At 58.3% G+C, this 6,534-nt stretch carries 4 protein-coding genes; all 4 read right to left on the reverse strand.

The annotated features are described in order from the left end of the window. Nucleotides 1-89: 89 nt before the first annotated feature. The gene (locus tag J2D73_RS04160) at nt 90-1,724 is read right to left on the reverse strand and encodes a TolC family protein (RefSeq protein WP_207879647.1); all 1,635 of its coding nucleotides are present in this window, start codon (nt 1,722-1,724) and stop codon (nt 90-92) included. Beyond that, nucleotides 1,721-3,427, reverse strand: a complete 1,707-nt coding sequence (locus tag J2D73_RS04165) for an FUSC family protein (RefSeq protein ID WP_207879705.1) — start codon at nt 3,425-3,427, stop codon at nt 1,721-1,723. Before J2D73_RS04165 ends, J2D73_RS04160 begins: the two co-directional genes overlap by 4 nt. Nucleotides 3,428-3,542: 115 nt before the next feature. Then, nucleotides 3,543-4,592, reverse strand: a complete 1,050-nt coding sequence (gene mdtN / locus J2D73_RS04170) for a multidrug transporter subunit MdtN (protein WP_207879649.1) — start codon at nt 4,590-4,592, stop codon at nt 3,543-3,545. A gap of 2 nt (nt 4,593-4,594) precedes the next feature. Continuing rightward, the gene (locus J2D73_RS04175) at nt 4,595-4,861 is read right to left on the reverse strand and encodes a YtcA family lipoprotein (protein WP_207879650.1); all 267 of its coding nucleotides are present in this window, start codon (nt 4,859-4,861) and stop codon (nt 4,595-4,597) included. Between the last annotated feature and the right edge of the window lie 1,673 nt (nt 4,862-6,534).

Consider the following 6,534-nt stretch of genomic DNA (forward strand, 5'->3'; position numbering starts at 1 on the left):
CAGTTTGGTTCGAATGCGCACCATATGGCTCGCTGGCCCGGTTCATGTGTCGTCGCGACGTCGGAGCGGGTATCGCTGTGTTCGCGCCGCTACGGCGCTCCCATGGACGACGCCATGGGGACATCCTCCGCAGTTCCGAGTGCGCCTGCAGAAAACGCGAGACTGGCAGCGGAGATCAGCGCCGCGTAATAGGCGTCCGATCGTGTCAGACGGGCGTCGAACAGGCCATTCTGGGCCAGAGACGCTTGGGTGACGGAGCCGACGCCGCTGCGATATGCGGTGAAAGCGGCGTCGAATGTCGTGCGCGCGGCGGTTTGCAGCCGGTCCGACGCGGCATAGGCGCTGAGGCTGGTCCGCAGGCTGTTCTGTGCGGCCACGATTTGTCGAACGGAGTCGTCGACGGTCTGACGCAGGGTGACGCTGGCGGTGTCTGATTGGTTCTGCGCTTGTCGGACGAGCGCGGCGCGTGTGCCGCCATCGAAAATCGGCACGGTAATGCCGCCGAGGATCAGGCTGCTGAAATTATTGGTGGACAGGTTCAGCGTCGGAGAGGAGTCGGATCCAACGCCCGGAACCGAGGACAGCGAAAGGCCGCCCGTGCTGTAAGCGACGTTTCCGGTGAGGAAAATTTTTGGCAGAAACTCTGCTTTCGCGGCGACGACGCGACTTTGCGCCGATCGGGCGGTCGCGTAGGCGGCCAGAACGTCGGGTCTGCGGGATACGGCTTGGCGAACCATGGCGTCGGTCATGCGCATGTCGGAAAGGGCCAGAGGGCGGTTGGAAATATCCTGTGTCTGCAGGCGGGTTTCGGGCGACACGCCCATGGCGGTCATGAGGTCGAGATAACGATTCTCCGCTTCGCCTTCGGCCTGTACAAGGCGAAGTTCCGCCTGTGCGGTCGCCTGCTGCGTTTGGGTGACGTCGACGATCGTGCCCTGGCCTTGCTTCAGGCGGGCTTCGGCCGCTTTCTGGACCTGCCGCGCATTGTCCAGCGCCTCGCGGATCAAGATGACGCGGGCCGCCGCTGCGGCATGTGTGTAGAACGCCAGAGAGACGCCGTAGATGACCTTTTGATGGGCCGCCGTGAACAGGATGTTGCTGGCGATCTGCGCCTGCTGCGCCGCGTCGATAGTCGCCTCGCGCTTGCCGAAATCGAACAGCAGCCACTCAATGCTTAATGTCTGGACTTCGCCGCTGCCGGAGGTGTTGTTGCGTACGCCGTTGGTCAGGTTACGCAGATCGCTCGCACCAGCGTTAAATGCGTCGCCGATAACGCCGCCATTACTGATGGAGGGGTTGGCCCCATTGTTGCGCGTGTGGTTGTAGCCCCCTACCACCGTGGCGCTGAGGCGAGGCAGATAGCTGCTGCGTGCAATTCCGACAGCCAGAGCGCTGTCGCGCGCAGTGTTCCATGCCCTGCGGGTGAATGGATTGGCCGATTGCGCGATATCGATGAGATCGACCAGCGAGTAGGCGCGGTTTGCGGTGATGTCCGGAGAGGCGTCCCGCGGGTGAATGGCCGTGTTGGCGGGAAGCGCGAAGCCGGGCGGCAGCGCCAGACCCTGTGCGTGTTCTCGTCCCGGCAGGATTTCTCCGCTTTGGGAGACGTTGGGTTTCCACGGAGCGTCGGGATGCGCCGGGGCAGTCTGGAGAGCGTCCGTGGCGCATGCGCCGAGGCAGCAGAGCGTGACGCTGGCCACGGAGCGAAAATACAGGGCGTTCATGGGGTATGGGCTTCCAGCGCGACAAGGCGCGTGGCGAGGTCGGGCGACGCGGGAGACAGTAGCGTGTCGACCGTCAGTTCGGCGGCTTTGCTCAGGATGTCGTGATATTGCGTAAGTTGGTCCATCTGCGCGCGCATATGCGCTGGCTCGACAGTAGCGTTCTCAAATACGCGTTCGGCGGCGGACAGGGCCGTCTGTGCGTCTGCCGCGCAGAGCATCCGGTCCGGTTCCGTTCGCGCCGCAATCTGGCGCCGCAACGCTGCGAACATGGCGTCCAGACGTTTCGGAATTTTCTGGTAGGCGCTGCTGGGCCAGAAACTCGTGAACATTGCGTAGGTGATCAGATTGCCGAGCATGATGCCGACGATACGATCGCGTGCGGTGGTCATGTCGGTCGTTGGGCCATAATCTTTGAGGTCAGATAGGAAGAACGCAAGGCCGATCTGAAAACCGGCGTACGCAATGCGCTCGTCTCCTGTTTTTACCCATGCGCCGATCAGCGACCCGATGAAGATGAGGAGTAGAAAAGCGGCGACGTCGTGAAGATGGGGCATGACGAACACGATAGACAGAATGCCCAGTGTGGCTCCGACAAGCGCGCCTGAAATGCGTAACGAGAGCTTTGAAATCATTTCGCCCATTGTCGGTTGCGCGACGATGAAGCAGGTGATGATGCTGGTATGAATGCCCTGCCAGTTTAAAATCTTGAACACGAAATAGCTGAACATGACGGCGGCCGTTCCTTTGACGGCGAAGCGCACGTGCTCGGGGTTGGTGAATGCGTCCGCAAAGAAGAAGCCGCTCCCTTCGGGTTGAGGAGCCGGAGAGTGAGATGGAGCGGGATTTGTGAAAGAGGAAAGAATGTCGACCATGGCGTCATGGCTCGTCTGGCCGATCCGTGTTGGAGAAAGAATGTCGGTAGGATAATCGCCTTCCTCAAAAATGATCGCCATTTCCTGCATGAATGGCGTCAGATCCTCCAGAGAAACAACGTCGCCGCTACGGCTTGCGTGGGCGCGGGCGAGAATCAGCAGAGCAACGCTGCTGCGCGCGGCCTGCTCCAGCGCCGCCAGATCGTTTGCGCGCCAGATTTTCTCGAGCCGCGCCATTTTCAGATTCTTCGCCATGCCTGACATGCCTTCCCGCATCATGTCGTCGGCGCGTTCCAACAGAAGGGGATCAGGGGTTGCAAGCAGCGCAGCGCTCATGCGCAGGCGCGCAGCGATACGTCGGGTCAGGAGCGCTTTTGGAGACGGACAGATCAGCAGCCCCAGTGCGACCATTACAATGCCGGGAGCGAGCGTGAACAGGTCGGCGTAAAGCAGGGCGCGCGTCGCCAGTTCGCCGACAGGAACCTGATCGACTGCGATCATCGCATAGACGACGATCAGGCCAAGCATGTATGCGACCGGTTTGAGTTTGCTCGCCGAGCCCAGAAAGAAAAATCCACACGAAAGCAGCGCGACGGCAATGACGATGCCCAGCGGATGATCCAGCGTAATGCGGATAATTCCGTAAACCAGAGCCAAAAGTATCAGAACCAACAGATTGACGCCGACCCCGGCGATGGCATTGGTGGTGCGGTCTTCTTGCCAGAGAGCCATGGTGACGAGGGCCGGGACGGCGAGTTCCGGGATTTGCCAGATTTCACCGATCAGAACGGTCGTCGTGCAGCCCGCCGCCATGCGCAGGGCATAGCCCATGCGGCCCGGCGCAGGATTGCATATAAGGCGCCACAGACGTCGCGTGGACGGTCCTGTTGGCAGGACGAACCGGCCGTGCGGTGTGACGTCGGCATAGGGACCCATGTCGGGCGCCCTATCGACAGGCGGCGCCATGTCGGATCTCGACGGTTGCGGTCGCCCCCAGACGCAGAAGGGCCGGGTCGGCGTGATCGAGTTTCACCCTGACTGGAAAACGTTGTGCGACATGCACCCAGTCCATTTCCCGGGGAACGATCGGAAGGGCGCGCGCGATGCCCGCGGTGTCGGCCGATAGAACGCCCCAGCCGATGCTTTCGACGTGACCACGGATCGACGCGTTTCGGTCGATCATGGAATAAACCGTCGCGCAGTCGCCGGGACGTATGACGCTCAGATTCACTTCGCGGATATTCGCGATGGCAAACCACGCATCGTCCGCGATGAGAGTGAAAAGGACCTGTGAGGGGGCGAGAATTTCTCCAGAAAGGACTTGCAGGCTCGCGACGTAGCCATCCGTGGGCGCGACGACGACAGTTTGCCGCAGTTCATAGCGTGCGTGATCAAGGGCCGCCTGATTAGCCGCTTCTGCCGCAAGCGAGCTTTTCAGGTCTCCGATAGCGATCTGCGCGGCGGCGGATTGCTGATTCGCCTGCCTCAGAGATACCTCCGCATCATGAAGAGCCACGCGCGCCTGATCGTATTGCTGCCATGGAATATAGGCGTGGCTCGCCAGAGGGGAGAGACGTTCCACCGTACGCGCGGCGAGGTCGCGATTGGTCTGCGCGCGCGTGGTCTGGTCCTGGGCGACGACGGAGTTGGCGGTCTTTACGGCGACCAGACGTTTTTGATTCTCCACTTCGGCCCGAGCCAGCGCCAGATTGGCTTCAGCCTGCCGAACCGTCAGTTCGTAGGGTTCGGGGTCGAGGCGGTACAGCAGATCGCCCTTATGGACATGCTGGTTTACGTGCACCGGCAGTTCCACCAGCCGGCCCCCGACCGTGGTGGCGATGTGGACGACTTCGGCGTCGATAACGCCGCTGTCCGAGGACGGGTGGGCGTTGTCTTCGTGCGCAACATGCATTCCCAGCAACGTTGCGGCTGCAATACAGAGAACGGCGATGCCGATTCCGATGGGTTTGCCGCTTGAAAGATGGACGCGTTTCATAATCAGGGACCGAACCAGATCAGCCAGATGGACAAGGCCACGATGACGCCCAGAGCGCTGTAGGTGAACAGGCGGAACCGCAAAATCGAGTCAATCTTCGTCACTACGAAGATAACGCGCAGCCCAACGGCTGACGCGACGCCGAACATGGCGCACAGCATCCAGTCAGGGAAATATGCGCCTGCTAGCGAAAAGGAAGGGGCGGTGTCTGTGGAGCACCCGGCGAGGAGCAGGAACGGCGTTGCCGAGAGAGGAGACGGGCGCGACATGATGTTGACGATCTACCGTCTCCACTCTGAAGGGTAACGAAGGTAACGAAGGTAACGATGTGTGGTTCTGTTGACAAAAAATCTTTTCTTCTTGCGATTGACGTTACTCGAAGCGGGCTCTTGCGGGAAGATTTGCGCCTGTGGCGATTGGACGAGCACAGGTTGTTCGGGGGGACAGCAGCTTGCGGCGCAGGTGAACGTGGCGTGGGTCAGGCGGGGTGACGGAAAATCGACTGCCCCGGGAGAGCATGCCGGTTAGCTGCGCTTGGTTGGACATGCAGGTACTCTGACCAGAACGGGAATCGGACTCCATTTCTGAACCACGCAAGGCGTCTACCGCCATGTTCGAAAGGTCGTCGGGACAAGGGGGGGGCGATGACTCCGGGTGCAAGGGCCGCTCGAGAAGTAGGATGTCGGGACAGGATATGTCGAGCCGACCTTTTCTGTAGAGACGAGGCTTCTTCAGCGAAGGCCTTGGGTTGCATGCAGCGCACATGCGCCGCCTGCGACAAAGAGGCCTCGAAGGTCCCTGAAACGGTAAACTTCAGGAGCAGCTTACAGGCAGAGGCAGATCGGAGTCTGGGGCTCGGTCGGGGTCATGTTTGCGAGCAGGCGACCTAATATAGTGCCTGACGCTGTTCCTTGGCCATTATACCCGGCAATGGAAATCATTCCTGGCGCCAGGCGATAGAGGATTGAGAGATTCGTTTTCGTGACTCCGACTTTCCCGTACCACTCACTTTCGAAAGGCGTCCGTCGCGCAATGGAGTGTGCCTATATGAGAGGTGTCGCATTGAATGCTGTGTTTTCTGTCCGGTCGAAGACAGCGACGGGCCTGACAGATACGAGGCAGCCTCTTTGAGGGCGTCCTTGGGAAGGCCGGGGTTCAAACCTTGACTGGTCTGTAGGGAAGTGGCGAATTCCGCATCGCGAAACGTGATGTCGTATAAAAATTTTATATATAAGAAAGAAAATAAAAAATATATTTCTGTGACTGTCAGTATCGACCCGATTAAGCCTCATCACGCCCAATAGTTAAACTGCGCAACAGAGCTACGTGCAACCCCGCCCGGTGGGGACGTCAGACATCCGTCTCCGCCGTATGTTTGCGAAAACGTTACTCCGAATTTGAAGCTGCCTGCGTGAGATTGCCGTGCAGGACAACGCAATCTCACGCTTAAGCGACATCTCTCAATCAATCGCAGTCTAAGTGAAAAAATATCTGAATAATATATGCACAATGCAGATCAGATGAAAAAGTGTCTTTTGTAGACAGCGTAAGGCACACTCATTCCGGTTGTATTATTACACGAGTGGCAACGTTAATAAATCGTTTACGATTTGTATAAAAAATTGTATTACGCGTCTTTATCGCGGCAGCGGTGTTGTTTATTTTTTAGAAAGATTTAAATAAATACAATTGTAAAAGAAATATATATTGCAATAAAATAAACAAAAATTGACAAGTTGTGAGGTTTGTTGGATGCGAATGTTAGAGTATCATTAACTTACTTATCTAAAGGTGTAATTATGGCGACACTAACTTGGATTGGCGGCTCAACTGGGATATGGGATAATGCAGCCAATTGGGATGGGGGTGCCGTCCCTACCAGCACTGAGAGCCTGTTTGGAAAATCACGGGTGAGCATTTCTGCGCATGAGATTGGCGCCCA

Source organism: Acetobacter sacchari, assembly GCF_017377715.1.
Lineage (GTDB): Bacteria > Pseudomonadota > Alphaproteobacteria > Acetobacterales > Acetobacteraceae > Acetobacter > Acetobacter sacchari.

Excerpts from the sequence above, each read along its gene's own strand:
- J2D73_RS04160 (WP_207879647.1), bottom strand. The coding sequence starts at position 1,724 with ATGAACGCCCTGTATTTTCGCTCCGTGGCCAGCGTCACGCTCTGCTGC.
- J2D73_RS04165 (WP_207879705.1), bottom strand. The coding sequence starts at position 3,427 with ATGGGCTATGCCCTGCGCATGGCGGCGGGCTGCACGACGACCGTTCTG.
- mdtN (WP_207879649.1), bottom strand. The coding sequence starts at position 4,592 with ATGAAACGCGTCCATCTTTCAAGCGGCAAACCCATCGGAATCGGCATC.
- J2D73_RS04175 (WP_207879650.1), bottom strand. The coding sequence starts at position 4,861 with ATGTCGCGCCCGTCTCCTCTCTCGGCAACGCCGTTCCTGCTCCTCGCC.